Annotated in this window: 17 protein-coding genes and 1 pseudogene; 7 read left to right on the top strand and 11 right to left on the bottom strand. The window is 72.3% G+C overall.

The annotated features are described in order from the left end of the window. Nucleotides 1-24 precede the first annotated feature (24 nt). From MHY49_RS12790 to MHY49_RS12770, 5 genes are all read right to left on the bottom strand, one after another. Nucleotides 25-396 carry a VOC family protein gene (locus tag MHY49_RS12790; protein WP_239204654.1) on the bottom strand — a complete coding sequence of 124 codons (372 nt, stop codon included), beginning with the start codon at nt 394-396 and terminating at the stop codon, nt 25-27. Between the two features lie 128 nt (nt 397-524). Further along, entirely contained in the window at nt 525-1,385 is an 861-nt protein-coding gene (locus tag MHY49_RS12785; protein ID WP_239204652.1) for a GNAT family N-acetyltransferase, read from the bottom strand. A gap of 108 nt (nt 1,386-1,493) precedes the next feature. Beyond that, nucleotides 1,494-1,988 (bottom strand): HIT family protein, encoded by a 495-nt coding sequence (locus MHY49_RS12780; protein ID WP_239204650.1) that lies wholly within the window; start codon nt 1,986-1,988, stop codon nt 1,494-1,496. Beyond that, entirely contained in the window at nt 1,985-2,881 is an 897-nt protein-coding gene (locus MHY49_RS12775) for a phosphotransferase family protein (protein ID WP_239204648.1), read from the bottom strand. The genes MHY49_RS12780 and MHY49_RS12775 overlap by 4 nt, the downstream gene beginning before the upstream one ends. A gap of 9 nt (nt 2,882-2,890) precedes the next feature. After that, the gene (locus tag MHY49_RS12770; protein WP_239204646.1) at nt 2,891-3,415 is read right to left on the bottom strand and encodes a DUF1697 domain-containing protein; all 525 of its coding nucleotides are present in this window, start codon (nt 3,413-3,415) and stop codon (nt 2,891-2,893) included. Nucleotides 3,416-3,605: 190 nt separating this feature from the next. Between MHY49_RS12770 and MHY49_RS12765 the strand changes: the two genes are divergently transcribed. Next, nucleotides 3,606-4,739, top strand: coding sequence for an aromatic acid exporter family protein (locus MHY49_RS12765; protein ID WP_239204644.1), 1,134 nt, complete (start codon nt 3,606-3,608; stop codon nt 4,737-4,739). 39 nt (nt 4,740-4,778) lie between these two features. Here MHY49_RS12765 and MHY49_RS12760 read toward each other — a convergent pair whose 3' ends face one another. The 5 genes from MHY49_RS12760 to MHY49_RS12740 form a co-directional block, all read right to left on the bottom strand. Further along, nucleotides 4,779-5,090 (bottom strand): putative quinol monooxygenase, encoded by a 312-nt coding sequence (locus MHY49_RS12760; RefSeq protein WP_239204642.1) that lies wholly within the window; start codon nt 5,088-5,090, stop codon nt 4,779-4,781. Between the two features lie 69 nt (nt 5,091-5,159). Further along, a complete protein-coding gene (locus MHY49_RS12755; protein ID WP_239204640.1) occupies nt 5,160-5,645 on the bottom strand; it encodes an ATP-binding protein in 486 nt (161 codons plus the stop codon). A gap of 44 nt (nt 5,646-5,689) precedes the next feature. After that, the gene (locus MHY49_RS12750) at nt 5,690-6,853 is read right to left on the bottom strand and encodes a hypothetical protein (protein WP_239204638.1); all 1,164 of its coding nucleotides are present in this window, start codon (nt 6,851-6,853) and stop codon (nt 5,690-5,692) included. Beyond that, a complete protein-coding gene (locus tag MHY49_RS12745) occupies nt 6,840-7,289 on the bottom strand; it encodes a PadR family transcriptional regulator (protein ID WP_239204636.1) in 450 nt (149 codons plus the stop codon). The genes MHY49_RS12750 and MHY49_RS12745 overlap by 14 nt, the downstream gene beginning before the upstream one ends. A gap of 92 nt (nt 7,290-7,381) precedes the next feature. Beyond that, nucleotides 7,382-7,960, bottom strand: coding sequence for a GNAT family N-acetyltransferase (locus MHY49_RS12740; protein ID WP_239204634.1), 579 nt, complete (start codon nt 7,958-7,960; stop codon nt 7,382-7,384). Between the two features lie 82 nt (nt 7,961-8,042). Between MHY49_RS12740 and MHY49_RS12735 the strand changes: the two genes are divergently transcribed. Together MHY49_RS12735 and MHY49_RS12730 are read left to right on the top strand one after the other, a co-directional pair. Next, a complete protein-coding gene (locus tag MHY49_RS12735) occupies nt 8,043-8,552 on the top strand; it encodes a DinB family protein (protein WP_239204632.1) in 510 nt (169 codons plus the stop codon). Nucleotides 8,553-8,762: 210 nt separating this feature from the next. After that, nucleotides 8,763-9,227, top strand: coding sequence for a hypothetical protein (locus tag MHY49_RS12730; RefSeq protein WP_239204630.1), 465 nt, complete (start codon nt 8,763-8,765; stop codon nt 9,225-9,227). Nucleotides 9,228-9,278: 51 nt separating this feature from the next. Here the strand turns inward: MHY49_RS12730 and MHY49_RS12725 are convergent, their stop codons facing one another. Further along, entirely contained in the window at nt 9,279-10,982 is a 1,704-nt protein-coding gene (locus tag MHY49_RS12725) for an NAD(P)/FAD-dependent oxidoreductase (protein ID WP_239204628.1), read from the bottom strand. A 101-nt stretch (nt 10,983-11,083) separates the two neighbouring features. Here MHY49_RS12725 and MHY49_RS19380 point away from each other — a divergent pair, with 101 nt between their 5' ends. From MHY49_RS19380 to MHY49_RS12705, 4 genes and pseudogenes are all read left to right on the top strand, one after another. Beyond that, complete coding sequence (locus MHY49_RS19380; RefSeq protein WP_239204626.1) at nt 11,084-11,740, top strand: GntR family transcriptional regulator; 657 nt, start codon at nt 11,084-11,086, stop codon at nt 11,738-11,740. Next, nucleotides 11,737-13,215: an MFS transporter gene (locus tag MHY49_RS12715; RefSeq protein ID WP_239204624.1), complete on the top strand. Its 1,479-nt coding sequence runs from the start codon at nt 11,737-11,739 to the stop codon at nt 13,213-13,215. The genes MHY49_RS19380 and MHY49_RS12715 overlap by 4 nt, the downstream gene beginning before the upstream one ends. 206 nt (nt 13,216-13,421) lie before the next feature. Then, the gene (locus tag MHY49_RS12710; protein ID WP_239204622.1) at nt 13,422-14,687 is read left to right on the top strand and encodes an ROK family transcriptional regulator; all 1,266 of its coding nucleotides are present in this window, start codon (nt 13,422-13,424) and stop codon (nt 14,685-14,687) included. Nucleotides 14,688-14,864: 177 nt separating this feature from the next. Beyond that, nucleotides 14,865-16,436, top strand: a pseudogene (locus MHY49_RS12705) (sugar porter family MFS transporter). Nucleotides 16,437-16,788: the final 352 nt, after the last annotated feature.

Here is a 16,788-nt window from a genome sequence, read left to right as displayed (position 1 = left end):
AGCATCGGGAACGCCCGGCTGGGTTCACTCGGCAGATCGCTCGTGGAACTGGAGTTCGTGCCCGTCAGGAGCCTGGACGGTCGCGTAGCTTCCCCAGGGCTCCCGAGTGACCTCTGATGTCGAGGCGCCACGCGCTCGCAGCTCCTCGACGGTCGCTGTCACGTCATCAGCAGCGAAGGTCAGGTAGGCGCCTTCGCCGGGTGCCTTGCCGAATGCGTCCGCGGATGCGAGCACGATAGAGGTCTGCGCGCCGGAAGGACGCAGTTCGAGCCACCGGGAACCCTCGCCCATGTCGGTGTCCGTGACGACGGCGAAACCAAGGATGTCACGATAGAACTCCAATGCCGTGTCCTGCTCGCGCACGTACAGAATGGCGGCGGCGATTGAGTTGATCATGCGGGCACGCTACCCGGTTCAACACGTCGTCCATTGTCCTTTCCTGCTGCAAGCGGGCGAGGTCGTCTCCGGATCGCCTCGAGTTTTCGCAACGCCGATCGAGCACCGGAGAGAAGGAGGGTCTGAGATCAGTCGGACGGTCGCATTCGGTACGGACGAGTCACCGCAACTCGTGAGAACCCGAGCGCCTCGTAGACGCGCTGCGCGTCCGGACGATGCTCGTCGACGGTCAGCGTGATCGTGCGCGCGCCCATGCGAAGCGCCGCCGCATCCAGCAGACCGCGGGCGACGCCGCGCCCCCGGGCGTCCGGGGCGACCGCGAGGAAGTCGACGTACAGGGTGTCGGCCTCCTGCGTCTGACCGCTGAGGTATCCGAGCGCGCGTCCGCCTTCGACGTGCACGAACGTCGAGTACGAGCCGCCGTGCTCGAGGAGGTCCGACGTGGACGCATAGGTGCCGGGGAACTCCGCCTCGTGGAGCTCGGCGAGGCGGGTGAGATCCGCGGGGTCCGCCGGCCGGACGGTGTCGTTCGCCATGCGCGGGTCCGACGGACCATCCTCGAGCTGCTTCGCATACTCGAAGTTCGCCTCACCGGCGGCCCACCCGCACCGCTCGGCGAGCCACGCCATCTGCACGTTCTCCACCGCGGCGTACATCTCGTGACGGGCGACGGGGGCCTGGGCGATCACGGATTCCAGCAGTCCCGGCGCCTGCTGCTCCCATCGCCCCTGCCGCGTCCACGGTCCGTGGACCCACGAGCGATCCAGCTCCGTGTCCCACTCGATGAGGGCGGCCCCGTCGACCCGTCCATCGGCACCCCGGCTCACGTGCAGCGTCTCCCGCCAGTCCTGGTCGAGGTTCTCGAGATCCTCGCGGATGCCCGCCTCATGGCGGCCGAGATACGCGCACGCCGTCGACGCGCTGCTCTGCATCTCGAGGATCAGCCGCAGAGCTGCCTCGTGGTCTTCGGGAGAGTCGGTGGCGTGCATGGTCCGAGGTTCTCATCTGCAGAATGAAGGCAGCATCCGGTTATTCGAGGGAGGCGGATGACAAGCACTCGATCGCTCTGACTCACGCCGTCTCTATCGTGGTGGGCGTCAGCTGGCAGATCTGAGGACCGCGTCGATCGCCGCGGTGAGCTCGTCACGGAGCTCGTCGTGCTCGGGGGAGAGCGCGGTCGCGGGATCCGACCAGCGAGCGCGAGGGTGGGCCCACACGGGCATCCGTGCGAGTTCCTCACCCTCCCAGTCGTAGCGCGGCCAGACATGCGCATGCAGGAACGCGTCGGTGTTGCCGAGGATCTCGAGGTTCACGCGGCGGAACGCGGCATCGCGCGCGGAGCACACCGTCTCGACAGCCTCTCCGAGGATGTCCATGCTGGTCAGGAACGCTGCTCGCTCGTCATACGGCAGCAGTGACAGTCGGTCCACGCCAGGTCGATCGGTGATCAGCACGCAGTAGCCGGGCAGGAATTGCACGTCCCCGATAGCTGCGAAGCCGCCGGGCATGGGGGTGAGGACGGTCGGGTTCGCCCCGCGCAGAGCCGTCCCCACCCGGTCGGTCTGCCAGTCATTCGCACCCGCGGTGGTCATTGGTCCCGCCTCTCCTCGTATCTGCCCGAGACTGGAGCTCTGCGCAGCTGCGCAAGCCATTCCTCGCCCACGCGCTCGCCGTCGGGGAAGGCGTCGGAGATATCGAAGCGCCAGGTCGTGGCGAGGGCCAGCGTGAGCCGTCGGCACTGGGCGAGGACTGTCGCATCGGGGTGTACAGGGCCGCCAGGGTCGGTGCCCGTCGCGGACTGGAAGTGCTCCGCGGCCTCGGGCGGGAGGTGCGCCAGGTCGAACTCGACCGGTCCGCGGCAGCAGGTCTCGAGGTCGATGAACAGTGGACCGCGCGGTGAGTCGAGGATGTTGCCCGGATGCGGCTCGCCGTGCAGGAGCTGCTCGCGGCCCGTCGATCCCACGGCATCGCGCAGCTCCACGAGCGTGCCGCGCAGCAGCGCCCGATCGGGAGCCCGGAGCCGTGGGGAGCGCTCGGGGTCGTCGAGCAGATCGAGCGCGCTGTGGACGCGATCGGTGAAGCGCGGCGCCGGAAGATCGATGCCGAGCATCGCCGCATGCAGGTGCGCGAGGGCCTCGGCGAGGGCGGCGGGAGCCGCCGGCGCCCGATCAGGATCGTCGTCGGGGTCCACCCAGCTCCGCAGGGAGACCTCGAAGCCGTCACGCAGACGGGCGACCGGCTCCACCCTCGGCTCCGGGGCGACCACGGGAGCGCCCGCGTCGACGAGACGCACGGCGAGATCCAGCTCGTACGCCGCGATCGGCTGGTCCGCCGGGCCCACGCGCGCCACGACCGCGCTCGGCAGCAGGAGGAGGACCGCCTTGTTCGAGTTGCTGAGGACTCGTGCCTCGAGGGCGTCGAGTCCCTGGGTGCGCGCGATCTCGAGCGCGGCGGTGATCCCGCGGGAGAGTCGGGAGGGTTCCATGGGGGAGGCCTAATCGAGGTCGTCGAGGTCGTCGAGCATGGTCACGAGCTTCGCGACCGTGTTCATGTTCCGGGCGGTGCCGTGCTCGGCGGCGGGGATCCGCAGGCGGGAGGTGCCCATGCCGGAGGGGTAGTGCACGTAGATCTCCTGCGCGCCGAGCACCATCTGCTCGTCGGCCGCGTTGCGCGCCCCCTCGAGGGCGTCGGCCGGGGGAGGCGCGTCCAGGAAGAGCACCATCGCACGGTTCCCGGGGGCATCCGGGAACGGGTTCCTCGCGAGGACCGCGCGCATCTGCTCGGCGGTGCGCACCGCGACCCCCACCGGGCGTCCGGCGAACTCCTCGAGCCGCGTCTCGACCGCGGTGCGCACCGCGTCGGCCGCATCCTCCGAGCGCAGCACGACGTTCCCGCTGGCGATATAGGTGCGCACGTCGGCGAAGCCGAGCGCGGTGCACATCTCCCGCAGCTCCGCCATCGGCAGCTTCCCGGTGCCGCCGACGTTCACGGCGCGCAGCAGGACGGCATAGCTGGTCATCGTCGACCTCCTCGTGCGTCGTCCGGTGCACGCAAGCTTCCCACGGCGGCTGCTCGCGCGGGCGACGGCACCGGAGCGGGCCCCTGCGGGGTCCTGCGCGGAGCCCGCGCGGCGGTGGATGTCAGGGGCGGGCGGCGTGCGTGAGCAGGAGTCCTCGCGTGTGCGTCTCGGGGTGCGTAGCGTGTTCGGGATGCGTCCGTTCCGACCGCGCGAGATGCCTCGACCCCGGGGGCTGCGCCCCGAGACCGTCACCGACCTCCTCCAGATCGTGAAGTCCGTGCTCGCCGCGGGGTTCGCCTGGTGGCTGGCGGCGGAGGTCCTGCATTCCACGATGCCGTTCCTCGCGCCCTGGGTCGCGCTGCTCACGGTGTATCCGACGGTCTTCGAGTCCTTCCGCCGAGGCGCCCAGTCCACGGTGGCCTCATGGCTCGGGGTGGCGCTCTCCTTCGTGGTCGGCGCGGCGCTCGGGACCTCGGTGTGGACCCTCGCGATCGCGCTCCTGGTGGCGCTCGCCCTGGCCAGGATCCGATGGATCCGGGAGGAGGGCATCGCGATCGCGACCACCGTGATCTTCGTGCTCGGGGCCGGATCGGCGGGCGACGTGGGCCTGCTGACCGATCGCATCCTCGAGGTCGCGCTGGGCGCGCTGGTGGGGATCGTGGTGAACCTGCTGCTGATCCCGCCGCTGCGCGACCGGCAGGCGGCGCGATACGTGGACAGCGTGAACCGCCGGATGGGCGAGGTGCTCATCTCGATGGCCGACGAGTTCCGCACGTCGTGGGAGACCGATCGCGCTCAGGAATGGCTCGAGGAGACCGAGTCGATGAGCAGCGACCTCGCGTCCGCATGGTCCACGGTGCGAACGGCGCACGAGAGCAGACGCGCCAACCCGCGCAATCGCCTGCGCTCTCAGCGCTCACCGGAGGACGGGGCGGTGCCGCCCGAGGACAGGAGCGGATACGAGCAGATCCTCGCCAGGATCGACGAGGGCGTCTCCCACCTGCGGCACATGGCCCGCACCCTGCGCGAGGCCAGTGGTGCGGAACGTCCGTGGGACCAGAAGTTTCGGGAGGAATGGGCCGATCTGGTCGGCGACACCGGACAGTCGGTCGCAGACCCGGACGCGGACGTCGCCCCGATCCTGGACCGGATCGATGCCCTGGCCGACGCCCTCACGGGCAGGGAGGGCCTGCGCAGCACGAGCTGGCCGCTCTACGGATCGCTGCTGACGAGCCTGCGCCACATCGTGGTCGTGGTCGACGACGTCGCGACCGCCCGCGAGGCGCGCGAGGCCGGACGCTCACGGACCGGCGCGGAGGAGTGATGCGGTGGAGGACCGGGCCCGTCGGCCCCAGGAGTCCTCTCAGGCGCCCTCGGAGCGCAGCGGCGAACCGGCAACGTCGAAGCGGAACCCGCCGAAGGCACCGCTGAGCAGTGGGCGCGCCGCGGTGATCGCGGCGGAGACGTCCGGGTCCGAGAGCGACTCGCGGTGCGCCTGCGCGCTCTCCCAGATCTCCACGACGAAGACGGTGTCGGGCTCCTCGTCGTTCGTGCCGACCTCGTAGGCGAGGCAGCCGAGCTCGCGGAGACGGTCGTTGCGCTGGATCAGCCGGGAGACGAGCTCGTCCCGTGCTCCGGCGACGGTGCCGAGGGTGCCTGCGTTCACGAAGGTCATGGGGCAAGGGTAGGCGCGGACGACAGGGAGACCGCCCCCGAGTCCGTCCCGCCGCGCACCGACCGGACGTCAGTGATGCACGGTCACCGCGTCGACGGCGGCGAGCTCGTCATCGGTCGGCGGTTCGACGAGCCCCAGGATCCGTGCGAGCTCTGTGCGCGGGATCGGCACTGCGCCGGGCGCTCCCGCTGCCGCACGCGCATCGAGCCGGCGACCCAGCTCCTCTGGCGCGACGTCGAAGACGTGCCAGTGGATGCGCGCACCGCGGGCGCGGGCGTCGGTGAACGTGCGAGTGCGCTCGGCACGCATCCAGAGGCCGTCCTCGAGGATCACGTCGACCCCGTGCTCCAGCAGGGTGAGGGCGTGGGCGTAGAGACGGGCCTGCAGCAGCTCATGGAAGTCCGGATCGGCCACGTCGACGCCGAGAGCGGCCTGCCAGTCGTCGGTGGAGATCCGCACGCCCGCGCCGTGGTCCTCGAGCTGCCGGGCGAGTGTCGTCTTCCCGGATCCCGGCGGACCGTGGAAGAGCGTCAGGGTGGGGGAGTCGTCGGCCACGAGGTGAGCGTAGCGGGGGCGACAGAGCCGTGGGACCGGGGCCCTCAGCTGCATCGGACGGCCCGGCGCCAGGTCCTCGCGTGCCCGACGGCCTGGGCGCCGCAGACGATGACGAGCAGAGCGGGCGGCGCGACACTCCAGCTCAGCGCCCACCCCGCGTCGGCAGCATTGGCCAGCGCGAGGGCGAGCCACAGCAGCGCGAGCACGGCGAAGAAGACGGTCATGCGGCGGGCGACGGTGCGCGGGTCCTTCGGGAACCTCAGGGCGTACCCCTCGGGGGAGGCGAACTCCTCGAGCAGGGACGATCCGGCCTCCGCCGCATGGGCGCGTGCTTCGGTGAGCGCGGCGTCGACGCGCGCGTCGGTGAGGTCGTCCCGGCGGCGCAGCGCGGCGCGGGCGCGGGCCGTCCACGCGCCGTCGTCCAGGTGCGCGGAGTCCAGGATCTGCTGAGGGGTCAGGACATCCCCCTTTCCGGCGCCGTCGGCAGGCACGCGCCAGAGCTTCGCGACCACCCAGGTGAGGGCCGCATACACGGGCACCAGGAGGATGCTCCAGGCCCATGCCAGGTGAACGTCTGGCCCTCGCTGCCCGACGAGCATGAGGATGCTCGCGGCGCCGCCGGCGCCGAGCACGACGACCGCCGCGCACAGCGCGACCACGACTGGGAAGCGGAACCGTGCGACGGCCCGCTTGTAGACCGCGATCAGCACCACGAGCAGCGCGGCCACCAGCAGCGGCATGAGTGCGAAGCCGATCGTGAGGTCCGTCGGCCCGGCGTCACCGCCGAAGAGCAGGTCCAGGAGCTGGCTGAGGAAGAACAGGGCGCTGAGCCCGGAGGCGACGCCCAGGGTTGTCACCGCGCCCTCGCGCAGGCCCATCACCAGGGGATCCTCGAAGACGTCGAGCCCCGCCTCGCGCAGCTCCTCCGCCTGCTGGTCCGCCCACTCGGAGGGCCGTCCGAACAGGGCCTTCGGGGATTCCTGGGCCTCGCTCACGGTGGCGGCCGCGTCCATGAGCTGCTTCTCGGCGACATCGATGCGCACGTCCTCGAAGACCATGCGGATGAGCGCGAGCTCGGCCCAGTCCGCGTCGCCGTCGATGCCTCGGGCGGACTGGAACGCGCGGGCCACGCGGCTCAGCTCAGGACCCGTCGGGCGTTCGGTCACGTGGGTGCGGGAGCGTGCGTCGTCGTGGTCAGCGGCCGTCATCGTCGGGATCTCCGATCGTGCTCGGGTGCGGGCTGGGGCTCTCGATCGTCGGGGTCGGCGCGGAATCGGCCGACGTCCGGGCGCTGCCGGAGGACGCAGGTGCCAGTGCCGAGGAGAGGTCGGTGAGCTGGGAGCGCTCTGCTGCGAGGCGCTCGCGACCGGACGCGGTGAGCGTGTACTCGCGGCGCGCCGGGCCCGACGGGCCGGGCACCCACTGGGCGACGATCGTCCCGGCCTCCTCGAGCCGCGCGAGCGCCGGATAGAGCGAGCCGCCCCTGGGGACTCCGAACCCGAGCGCGCCGACGCTCTGCGCGATCGCATAGCCGTGGAGCGGACGCTCCTCAAGGCTCACCAGGATCGCGAGGGGCAGGAGTGCGCGCACCCAGGTGGCGGGCCAACGAGGGTGCGCGGCGTCGAGGGTGGGTAGGTCGGACATGGAGCTAAGTATGGCATGTACCTATTGGGCGGCGGCGGTCGTGAACGACGTCATCACGGCCGGCTGGTCGCACGGGTCGCCCGGTGCTCACCTCAAGGCCTGGGTGCGGCGTGCGATCCTCGACGCTGTGTGCCCGGAAGATCCTGCGCCGTCGCCCGCTCTCGCAACCTCCGCACGAACACCCGGAGCACCTCAGGTCGTCCCTGGTCGTCGACGTCGGTCGCGCTGCGCATCTCGTGCGAGAACGTGAAACCGGCCTTCTCCGCCACGCGCTGCGACGCGGGATTCTCGGCCGACGCGCGGATGGCCGCCCGCTCGCCCAGGTTCCGCTCCGCGACGATCCCGCGCACCAGATCGACGGCGCGCACCGCGACGCCCCGTCCGCGGATCCACGGCGCGACCCCGTATGCGATATTCACGTCGCCCGGCTCGAGTCCGTCGGTGACCTGCGGGTCGAAGTCGACGGTGCCCACGCAGGCCCCGTCGGCCCAGATGCCGAAGGCGCGCTTCGAGCGACCGTCCGCCGCCTCGCGCTCGAGGCGGTCGACGTACTCCTCGGTGCCCTGCACCGTGCTGCGGCCTCCGCTGAGGAACCGCACGGTCGCGTCGTCCTCGGCGGCGACGATCGCGCGCGCGTCCTCGCGACGGAGCGGCCGCAGCGTGATGTCCATGGCGAGAACATAGGGCGGGCTCCCGGGACGGGACAAGGAAATTCCCTGGCCACGGACGGTTCGGGGCCGCAGACTTCCCGCCATGGACGACACAAGACGCTTCGGCCCCATGCTCGCGGGGGAGCGGGAGACCCTGGATCACTGGGTCGACTTCTATCGCGAGACCCTGCTGCTGAAGATCGACGGCCTGGACGCCGCGCAGCTGTGCAAGAGGCCCCTCCCGCCCTCGACCCTGAGCCCGATCGGGATCCTCCGCCACCTCACCGAGGTCGAGGCGTACTGGCTGCGCGAGGTCACGCTCGACGAGGAGCTCCCCGACTACTACTGCACGCAGACCAGCCCCGACGGCGACTTCGACGACATCGACCCCGCCACCGCGCTCGCCGACGTGGAGCGCTACCGCCGCGAGATCGAGACCACGCGCGCCGCCGCGGCGAGCTGGACGGACCTCGACGGCCCGGTGCGCGGACTGCGCCGCGGGGAGCGCGTGAACCTGCGCTGGATCCTCACCCACCTCATCGAGGAGTACGCGCGGCACCTGGGGCATCTCGACCTCGTGCGCGAGGCGATCGACGGCCGCGTCGGGTACTGAGGAGTGCCGCGGCGGGGTCACCGGAGGTCAGAGAGGGAGGGCGCTCCATCGCGTCGCGACGGCGATTCCTCCCGATGACAGCCGACTCGTCCACAGTGCCGGGTGTGCCCTGGTGGGGATCGCCGGTCCTGGCTAGGGTCGTCACGTCGCGAGGCCTCACCGACCGAGGCGCAGGGCCGGGTCACCTCGCGACGAGGGGGACGGGAAGACGTGATCATCTGGCGCGGCTGGGGAATCCTCGCGGTCCTGTACATCGGGGCGCTGATCGGACTGCTGGTGGGAGGCCTCGGCGCGGGCGTGCTGCGCTTCGAGGGGGCGATGCCGCTGATGGCGGGCGTCGCGCTGCTGCTCGGCGGCGCGATCACCACGCTGCACGGCTGGTACGTGAACATCACGGCTCCGCGCAGCCGAGCGACCGCGTGGGCCCTCGAGGCCGAGCCCAAGATGCAGGCGGCCGCCCAGGCCGGCGCCTTCGCGATCGATGGCGTCATGCCCCGCAGTCGTGAAGAGGCCGATGCCATGATCGACGCGGAGATCACCCGCGGCCGAGCAGTCATCGGCCGCCACGGACCGCACTCGCTGTTCTTCGTGCCGATGGAGGCCATCGGCATCCTCGCCATCGTGAGCGGCCTCGGATTCCTCGGCGTCGGGGTGTTCCTGACGATCATGGGGTGAGCGCTGAGCGCTGAGCGCTGAGCGCGCGCCGCGCCCAGCGCCGCGGCCCCGCTACTCTCGCCGCCCCTGCGGCGCCGCGTGCCGGTACTCGCGCGGCAGTTCCTCGAGCAGACGCAGCCACAGCTCGGAGGCCGTCGGGTAGCTCGGCACCGCGTGGCGCAGCACGTCGACCGGGATCTCGCCGACGATCGCGACGGTCGCCGCGTGCACGATCTCCGCGGCGTCCGGGCCCGCGAAGGTCGCCCCGAGCAGCCGGCGGGTCACCGCGTCCACGACGATCTTCGCGACCCCGGAGGCGTCGTCGCGCAGCAGTGCGCTGCCGGCCGACCCCTCGAAGGGCACCTGGGCGACGACCACGTCGAAGCCCGCATCCCGCGCCGCGCTCTCGGTGAGCCCGACGCTCGCCACCTGCGGATCCGTGAACACGACCTGCGGGACCGCCCGGCCCTGCGCGACCGGCTCGGGAGGAGGCGTGGGCTCGACGTCCGCGAGGGCGGCGTCCCGGATGTCCTCGCCGATCACGCGCGCCCGGTACTTGCCCCAATGGGTGAGCGGCGCCTCGCCGCTCGCATCCCCGACGGCCCGCAGCCAGTCGGGGAGAGCCCCGCCCGTGACATCGTCGGGGGAGAGGCCGACGGTCTCGAGCCCCACGTCCTGCAGTCGGGGCCGACGGCCGGTCGCCACGAGGATCTCGTCGGCCGTGAAGTCCCCATCTTCCTCGCCGCCGTTACCGCCCCTGGCCCCACCGTCCTGCGCACCGGCTCCCGCCGTGCCGGTTCCCGCCGTGCCGGTTCCCGCCGTGCCCGCGACGTGCACCCGCACCTCGCCGCCGTGCACGCGACCGATCCCGCTCTCCTCGGCGGCGTCCTGCGAGACGACGTCCCGCGTGGCGTGCTGGGCCGAGGCGCCGGTGATGACGCGGACCCCGATCTCCTCGAGACCCGTGCGCACGTGCTCGGAGGCCTCGGGCTCGGCCGACGGCAGCAGGCGCTCGCCGCGCACCAGCATCGTGACCTCGCTGCCCAGCGCACGCATCCACGTCGCCGCCTCGCAGGCGACCACGCCGCCGCCGACGATCAGCAGGCGCCACGGCACCTCCTTCACCCCGGTCGCATCGCGCGAGGTCCACGGCGCGAGCTCACGGTAGGGCGCGGGGATCACCGGCTCGCTGCCGGTCGCGAGCACGACCGCCCGGCGGGCGCGCAGCACCTGAGGCGCTACGTCGCCGGCAGTCGCCCCGTCGGCGCCCGCCCCGTCGGCGCCCGCCCCGTCGGCCGGTCGCACGGTCACCTCGTGCTCACCGCTGAGCGTCCCGTGGCCGCGCACCACGGTGAGGCCCGCGCCCTCGGCCCACTGCACCTGGCCGGTGTCGTCGTAGTGGGAGACCCAGTCGTCGCGCCGCGCGAGCAGCTCCTCGACGTCGATCTCCGGGGTGGTGATGCCCGGCAGGTGCGCGGCCGCGGCGCGCACGTCGAGCGGGCGCAGCAGCGCCTTCGAGGGCATGCATGCCCAGTAGGAGCACTCCCCGCCCATGCGCTCGCCCTCGACGATCGCCGCGGTGAGCCCCGTGCCCTCGATCGCGTACTGGGCGACGTTCTCGCCGACGGGTCCGCCGCCGAGGACGATCACGTCGACCTCGAGGACGTCGTCGGAGGGGGCGGACGCGGAGGTCGGCGGTGCGTCGGACGAAGAAGTGGGAACAGGGGAAGCGGAGGCGGAGCGCGAGGCTCCGGCGGTCCGCGGATCGCTCGTCATGTGAGCCACGCTACGCGCGTCGGGCCGCCCGTGCGTTCCCTCGCTCACGCAACCCGGTGGGCTTGCGTGCAAGCTTGCATGCAAGCCTCTAGGCTGGAGTCGTGAACTTCGAGAACGACGAGAGCGCATCGCCCGCACGGGCTGCGGCCGAGCGCGCATACGAGCACGTCAAGAGCGCCATCATCCGCGGCGAGCTGGCCGGCGGGGAGAGCATCAGCGAGAACGCGCTGCGCCGCGAGCTCGACCTCTCCCGCACCCCCATGCACGAGGCGTTCCTGCGCCTGGCCGCCGAGGGCCTGCTGAGCCTCGAGCACCGACGCGGCGCCGTGGTGCGTCCCATGTCCCCGCACGAGGCCCGCGACGTGCTCGAGATGCGCGAGGCCATCGAGTCCGCCGCGGCGGCCCGCGTCATCGCCGACGGCGCGGCGGAGGACCTCGCGTCCGCGCTCGAGGGCCTGCTGGAGGAGCAGTCACGGGCGATCGAGGCCGAGGACGTCCCGGCCTTCATCGACGCCGACTCGCGCTTCCACTCCGCCGTCATCGAGGGCTCGGGCAACGCCGTCGCCGTCATGTTCACCGCGACCCTGCGCGACCGCCAGCAGCGCCTGCGCCACCAGCTCATGCGCGTGCGCCCCGAGCAGCTGCACGCCTCCCTCGAGCACCACCGGGAGCTCGCCCGCGCGCTCGCCGAGGGCGATCCCGCCGCCTATGCCCGCACCCTGCACGAGCACGTCGCCTCGCATCGAGGCGCGCTGTGAGCGTCACGGAGACGGGGGCGGAGACGGAGACAGCGACGGAGGCCGAGATCGGGACAGAGACGGAGGCCGAGATCGGGACAGAGACGACGACGGCCCTCGCCGTCCCGTCGGCCGCGGAGGAACCGGCGGCTCCGGGCCGCCGCACAGGTCTCGGCGGGGTGAAGCCCTGGATCGCCGCCTGGGGCGCCGTGTTCGTGTGCTCCTGGGCGGGCAACCAGTTCAGCCCGCTGCTGCTCATGTACGAGGACCGGGAGCACCTCTCCTCGCTTCTGGTGAACATCTTCCTGGGCGTCTACGTGCTCGGGCTCGCCCCCGCCCTGCTGCTCGCCGGATCCCTCTCCGACCGGCACGGCAGGCGTCCGCTCATGCTCGTCGGCGTGCTCGCCGCGCTGATCGGGAGCGTCCTGCTCGCCCTCGGGCCCACAGGGGCGCTCTTCCTGGCGCTGGGCCGGCTGTTCTCCGGCATCTCCGTGGGCATCGCGATGGCCGTGGGCAACGCCTGGATCAAGGAGCTGTCCCAGGGGCGCTTCGACCCCGGCGCCGCCGAGGACTCCGGTGCGCGCCGCGCATCCCTCGCCTTCACCACGGGCTCGGCGGCCGGAGCGCTGCTGGCCGGGCTCGTCGCCCAGTGGGGTCCGCTGCCCGAGGTGCTGCCCTTCCTCGTGCACCTCGCGCTGACCGTCCCGTTCCTGGTGATCGTCGCGCGCCTGCCCGAGGGCCGCGTCCCCGGCGGTCTCCCCGGGCCCTGGTGGCGCCAGCTCGGCGTGCCGAGCGCCGGGCACCGCCGGTTCACGCGCGTCGTGCTGCTGGGGGCGCCGTGGATCTTCGGCTCCGCCGCGATCGGCTACGGCTACCTGCCCACGCAGCTGGCCGGCGCGACCGGCAGCTGGGGCCTGGTGTGCGCGACCGCCGCCACGGTGATCGCGCTCGGCGTCTCCAGCGCGATCCAGCCGCTCGCCCAGAGGGTGCACTCGCTCGAGTCCGCCCGCGGCCTCGTCGCGGCCGTGGGGATCATGCTGCTGGGCATCGTCGCCGTCGCCCTCGCGATCCGCACGCAGTCGGTGGCGATCGGCCTGGGCGCGAACGTCGTGATCGGCGTGGGCATGGGCGTCGCGCTGGTCTCCTCCCTGCTCGAGGTGCAGCGCATCGCCGGCTCGCGCGATCTCGCCGGGCTCACGGGCGTCTTCTACGCCGCCGCGTACGCGGGCTTCCTCGCCCCCGCGGTGATCGCCGCCGTCGCCCACCTCGTCGACGTGCAGGTCGTGCTCGCCGTCATCGTGGCCCTGGGTGCGGTGTGCTGGATCGGGATCATCGTCTCCTCCCGACGCCATCTCCCGGCCGACGAGCGCCAGCTCGCGGCAGACCGGGGCCATCTCGCGGCCGACGAGCGCCATCTCGCGGCAGACGGGGGCCATCTTCCGGCCGACGGTCCCGGTGTGCGTGAGGACAGGCTGGTCGCGGCCACCGATCGCTGAACACGGCGCCCCGCCGCATCGAGCATCGCTCGAGCATCGAGAGGTGAGTTGTCGTCGTATCCCGACGTCGAGAGGTGAGTTGTCGTCGTTAAAAGGGGGCTTTGACGACAACAACTCACCTCTCGGTGTGATGTGACCTGCGTCCCATCTCGTCGGTGATTCTGCACCGGCGAGATGGAGGAATTCGCCGCCCCTAGCGTGGGGGCATGTCCACGACGGGGTCGCTGCCGACTCCCGCCCATCCGCGCGAGGCCGAAGTCATCGACGCCTTCCGCGGCGGCGGGACGCTCACCCGCGCGCTCATCGCGGAGTCGACGGGCCTGAGCCGCTCGACCGTCTCCGCCGTGCTCACCCGCCTGGTCGAGGAGGGTGCCGTCGAGGTTGTCGGCCACGACGAGCAGCCCGGCCGCGGACGCCCCACCGAGCGCGTCGCGATCGACCGGACCGCCGTGCGGGCGATCGGCATCGACCTCGCCCACGGCGCGGTCCGCATCGTCCACCTGAACACCCTAGGTGAAGTCCTCGCGAGCCGGGAGCAGACCCACGACGAGAGCCTCGGCGCCGCCCGTCGCCAGCAGCTCGTACTGCGCATGCTCGCGGAGCTCGACGCCGCGAAAGGCGCAGATGGCGCAGACGCCGCGGACGACGCGGACGGCCCGGAAGCCGCGGGCGGCGCGGACGGCCTGGAAGCCGCGGACGGCGCAGGCGGCGCGGACGGCTCCGGGGAACCCGCGGGGCCGGTGGAGCCGGGGAGGTCCACCCGCCGGACCGCGCTGCGCGGCGTCGGCCTCGGGATCTCGGGCCCCGCCGCGCTCACGCGTCCCGAGCGTGCGCCCTGGCACGGGCTCGTCGAGGCCCTGGAGGCGCGCTACGGCGTGCCCGTCCACGTCGACAACACGACCCGCTGCGCCGCCTTCGCCGAGCACCTCGCCGCGGGCGACGGCCACCGCATCACTCTGCACGTGCGCTGCTACCAGGGCGTCGGCGGTGCCGTGGTGCGCGACGGCGCGCTCGACCTGGGGGCCGACGGCATGGCCGGCGAGATCGGCCATCTGCCCGTCGAGATCCCCGGCATGGCCTGCCGCTGCGGACGCTCCGGATGCCTCGAGACCGTCGCCTCGACGCCGGCGGTGCTCGCCGCTCTGCGCAGCCACGGCGTGGTGCTGCGCTCGCCGTCCGCGCTGCGCGACGCGCTCGCGGAGGACGCCCCGCAGCTGCGCGGGGTGCTGGATCGAGTCGCCCGCGCGACCGCTCGGGCGCTCGTGCTCGCCACCACCATCGTCGACCCCGACGAAGTCATCCTCACCGGCGACCTCTTCGACGCCGACGACCGCCTCCTCGAGACGATCCGCCCGCTCGTCGCCGAGGGCGTGGGGGAGCGGTTCCCCCTGATCCCGCTCGAGCGCGGACGGCTCGACGCCTTCGCAGGCGCCACCGGCGCCGCCCTCGTCGTCCTCCACCCCCGCACCTGAACCTCCGCCGCGACCGGGGCGTCGGCGCAGCGCACGTCGTCGCGTCCGTCCGAATCCCCGCCTAGCACTCCGCTACACACTCCGCTTCACACCCCGCTTCGCACCCCGCTGTGCCCAACGGACCGCGTCCCGCCGCAGCACGTACCGCCCCCGCCGACCAGGAAAGGACCTGATCGCATGACACACCCCGACCCCTCCACGACCGCCGGGCCAGGCCCGGACGTCCCCGCCCCCGAGGCGACGCCCGTCGTCCCGCCCGCCGCGCGGCGCCGCGCGCTCGGTGCCGCGCTGGCCGCCTCGATCTCCGGCTTGATGTTCGGCTGGGACGCGATGTCCCTGAACGTCATCAAGAACGCGCTCGCCTTCCACACCGGCGCGAGCACCGGGATGCTGGGCTTCGCCGTCGCCTTCGGCGTGCTCACCGCGGTGCTCGGCGCGTTCCTCGCCGGACGGCTCTCGGATCGCATCGGCCGACGGGCGATCATGATCGTCGCCGCCATCCTGTTCATCGTCTCCTCCGTGGGCACCGCCTTCGTGGGCGACTCGATGGCGATGTTCCTGTTCTGGCGGATCTTCTCCGGCATGGCGATGGGCGCCGCGATGACCATCGCCCCTGCCTACGTCTCGGAGACCTCGCCCGCCTCCATGCGCGGCATGCTCGTCTCCCTGCGCCAGTTCATGCTGATCATCGGCCTGTTCGTGTGCGGGCTGCTGGGCGATGCGATGCTCGCCGCCGCCCCCGCCCCGCAGGGCGACGCGCCGCTGTCGACCTCCCAGCTGGGCCTGCTCGGCCTCCATCTGGAGGTCTGGCAGTGGGCGTTCCTCTCGGTCGCCCTCGGCGGCGTGATCTACCTGGTCGCCTCGCTGCTCATCCCCGAGTCGCCCCGCTTCCTCATCGCCCACGGCCGCACCGACCAGGCCCGCGCCGTGCTCGCCCGCACCGTCGGCGAGGAGGGCGTGGACCAGCGCGCCGAGGAGATCACCCGCTCCCTCACCGACCACGGGTCCGGCCACGGCTCCGGCCGACGGGGCAGCGGCTTCCGCGCCCTGCTCGTCCCCGGCACGTCCCGCCTGCAGCGCATCGTCTGGGTGGGCATCGGTCTGGCGGCGCTGCAGCAGCTGGTCGGCATCAACGCGATCTTCTACTACGCCACCACGATCTTCGCGACCATCGGCTTCGGCGAGCAGGACGCCCTGAAGTAGACCCTCGTGCTCACCGCCGTGAAGGTCGTCGCGATCATCCTGGGCATGCTGCTCGTGGACCGGGTGGGCAGGCGACCCCTGCTGCTGTGGGGGTCGATCTCGATGTTCGCCGCGCTCGTGGTCACCGCCGTCATCATGCTCACCGCGCCGCAGGTCGCGCAGGACGGCGGCGGCACCGCCCCCGATCTCGCCTCCTCCCCGCTGCTCGGCATTCTGGCGCTGGTCGCGCTGTGCCTGTACGTCGGCGCCTACGCGGGGACCTGGGGCCCGATCATGTGGGTGCTCATCGGCGAGATGTTCCCCAACCGCATGCGCGGCGCAGCGACTTCCGTCGCGGGCGGCGTCGAGTGGGCCTCGAACTTCGCGGTCACCCTTACCTTCCCAGTGCTCGCGGCCTGGTCGATCGGGACCACGTACGCGGTCTACGCGATCATCGCGCTCGCCTCGATCCTCTTCGTCCTCAAGCTCGTGCCCGAGACCAAGAACCTCGAGCTCGAGCAGATGGACGACATCGCCGACGCCCCCGCCGCCTCCGCCCGCACCTGACCGACCCCGCAGCCGACAGCCCAGGCGCCGACCGCCCCGGCACCCAGACGCCCCACACATCCCACGCACCGCACGCACCCCCTCGGTCGTCGGGCCGTGAGAAGTACGAAACGGTTGCCAAGAGCCTCCATGGCAACCACTTCGTACTTCTCACGGCCGGACCCGCGATCGACCCCGGGTGTCGGGGTGCGGGGCGGCTCGCGGCCTCGTTCTTCGTCCCACCGCACGTTCCTCGTCCTCGATGGAAGGATTCCGACCATGACCTCCGGCTCCGCCACCTCCGCCTCCGGCACCACCGCGCCCGACACCGCCCCCGGCAGCCACGCAGCCCCCGGCACGGTCCCCGGCGCCC

This window comes from Brachybacterium sp. ACRRE (assembly GCF_022346485.1).
Lineage (GTDB): Bacteria > Actinomycetota > Actinomycetes > Actinomycetales > Dermabacteraceae > Brachybacterium > Brachybacterium halotolerans.
This window is presented reverse-complemented; position numbering and strand designations above follow the sequence as displayed.

Bases quoted from the DNA above. Each gene is read 5' to 3' on its own strand.
- MHY49_RS12760 (WP_239204642.1), bottom strand. From the start codon at position 5,090: ATGACCTTCGTGAACGCAGGCACCCTCGGCACCGTCGCCGGAGCACGG.
- MHY49_RS12775 (WP_239204648.1), bottom strand. From the start codon at position 2,881: ATGGAACCCTCCCGACTCTCCCGCGGGATCACCGCCGCGCTCGAGATC.
- MHY49_RS12785 (WP_239204652.1), bottom strand. From the start codon at position 1,385: ATGCACGCCACCGACTCTCCCGAAGACCACGAGGCAGCTCTGCGGCTG.
- MHY49_RS12725 (WP_239204628.1), bottom strand. From the start codon at position 10,982: ATGACGAGCGATCCGCGGACCGCCGGAGCCTCGCGCTCCGCCTCCGCT.
- MHY49_RS12740 (WP_239204634.1), bottom strand. From the start codon at position 7,960: ATGGACATCACGCTGCGGCCGCTCCGTCGCGAGGACGCGCGCGCGATC.
- MHY49_RS12735 (WP_239204632.1), top strand. From the start codon at position 8,043: ATGGACGACACAAGACGCTTCGGCCCCATGCTCGCGGGGGAGCGGGAG.
- MHY49_RS12710 (WP_239204622.1), top strand. From the start codon at position 13,422: ATGTCCACGACGGGGTCGCTGCCGACTCCCGCCCATCCGCGCGAGGCC.
- MHY49_RS12765 (WP_239204644.1), top strand. From the start codon at position 3,606: ATGCGTCCGTTCCGACCGCGCGAGATGCCTCGACCCCGGGGGCTGCGC.
- MHY49_RS12790 (WP_239204654.1), bottom strand. From the start codon at position 396: ATGATCAACTCAATCGCCGCCGCCATTCTGTACGTGCGCGAGCAGGAC.
- MHY49_RS12750 (WP_239204638.1), bottom strand. From the start codon at position 6,853: ATGACGGCCGCTGACCACGACGACGCACGCTCCCGCACCCACGTGACC.
- MHY49_RS12770 (WP_239204646.1), bottom strand. From the start codon at position 3,415: ATGACCAGCTATGCCGTCCTGCTGCGCGCCGTGAACGTCGGCGGCACC.
- MHY49_RS12780 (WP_239204650.1), bottom strand. From the start codon at position 1,988: ATGACCACCGCGGGTGCGAATGACTGGCAGACCGACCGGGTGGGGACG.
- MHY49_RS12745 (WP_239204636.1), bottom strand. From the start codon at position 7,289: ATGTCCGACCTACCCACCCTCGACGCCGCGCACCCTCGTTGGCCCGCC.